Origin of the sequence: Sphingobium limneticum (assembly GCF_008710155.1) — a bacterium.
In the GTDB taxonomy this organism is placed as follows: Bacteria; Pseudomonadota; Alphaproteobacteria; order Sphingomonadales; family Sphingomonadaceae; genus Sphingobium; species Sphingobium limneticum.
The window spans coordinates 1-1,665 of record NZ_VYPZ01000083.1 but is presented as its reverse complement, the minus strand read 5'-3'; the positions used below and the strand labels follow the sequence as shown (position 1 = coordinate 1,665).

The 1,665-nt window shown below is 60.7% G+C and carries 1 pseudogene; it reads left to right on the top strand.

The features are described 5' to 3' along the window. The first annotated feature begins 155 nt into the window (after positions 1–155). Positions 156–1,449: pseudogene (locus F4U94_RS24030) on the top strand (IS110 family RNA-guided transposase). Positions 1,450–1,665 lie beyond the last annotated feature (216 nt).

Here is a 1,665-nt window from a genome sequence, read left to right as displayed (position 1 = left end):
CCATAGCACATTGGGAAGCGGCCCCTCGAAGGGGCGCACTGCCTTGATGAAGGCAAGGGCGCGTAGCGCCCGCAGGCTTCATCAAGGCGGTCATGATCGGCCCGCAGGTCTCTAAAGTGAAGTTGTCGACTCAACCCTTTGGAGACAGACCGACCATGACCAAGCGTAGCTCTAATCCCACCGACGCCGTGCTGGTAGCCATCGATATGTCCAAACACCGCCAGGAGGTCCTGATCGAACGTCCAGAAGGCGGACGCCGACGTCGCATGACGGTGATGGCGACAAAGGCAGATTATGATCGCCTGGCCACGGATCTTAGCGACATCGGGCGTCCGATCATCGTCGGCTTCGAGGCTACTGGTAACTACCATCGCACGCTGGCGCATCGCCTGCTGTCCGCCGGCTTCGAGTTGCGCTTGATCTCGTCCGTTGCCTTGGCTCGAACGCGCGAGGCTCTGCACAATGGCTGGGACAAGAACGATTCCAAGGATGCGCAAGTGATCCTGCACATGCTGCGGATTGGCGCCACCCAGCGATACGTCGATCCGCTCGCCGCCGGGATCAACGACCTGCAGGAGATGTCGAAAACGCACGAGGCGATCTCCAAGGCTAAGACGCAGACATGGCATCGCATCCTGACCCACTACCTGCCGCTCTATTTCCCGGAGATTGAACGCTTCGCTGGCAACAGCCGATCCGACTGGTTCCTTGCTCTGCTCGAACGATTCCCGACTCCAGCCAGCATGACTGTGCTCGGCCAGGAGACTTTCTCCCGCGAAGCATGGGACTTGGTCGGCCGCAAGGTGTCCAAAGCCCGGCTGATCAACGATATCTACGAGACCGCCTGCGCCTCCGTGGCGCTACCTGTCGACGAGGATTCCGTCTCGATCGCTATGTTCCGCATGGTGATCGCCCAAGCACGCAACCTGATCCGGCAGCGCGACGAGATCGAGCGAACGGCGCATGCCATGCTGGCCGAAAACCGCGATTATCAGCTCCTGCGCATGATCCCCGGCATTGGGCCCATCAATGCGTTGACCATTCTCGCCGAGGCAGGCGATCTACGCCGCTTCAGCCATCACCGTCAGTTCCTGAAGTTCTGCGGTCTTGATCTTGCGACCCGGCAGTCCGGTACATTCCGAGGCCGCACGATGCTGTCCAAGTACGGTAATGCGCGATTGCGGCGGACCTTTTGGATGGCTGCCCAGGTCGCCGCACGTCAGCGCAACAACAGTTTCCGCGACAAGCTCGGACGATACACTGCCGGGCACGCGGATGATGCCGATCGTCGCCGCAAGGCGATGACGGCGCTCACCGCCAAGATGGCGCGCGTTGCCCATGCCGTCATCAAGACGGGGACAGAGTACCGACCGTTCCTTGAACGGTCGGATGCCAGGTGGAAGGACCCCTCTCTGCAAGTGCCGTGAGGGCGCGAAAGCGACCCTGTAGATAATGTTCGGGCCTTCCACCTGGGTGCGTATCTCGTTCTAAGGACGGTGAGGACCACGGCCGCTTCGGCGCCGCTGGATCCTGTGTTTGCTATGGCAGGGAGCGATCCCGTTGACGGTGGAAGCCATCTGGCTCAGAATGCATGCCTCGCCGCTCAATGCCGGCGCATAGAGATCTGTTGACCAAATCTCGCTTTCCTTCGTGACCCAGGACGTT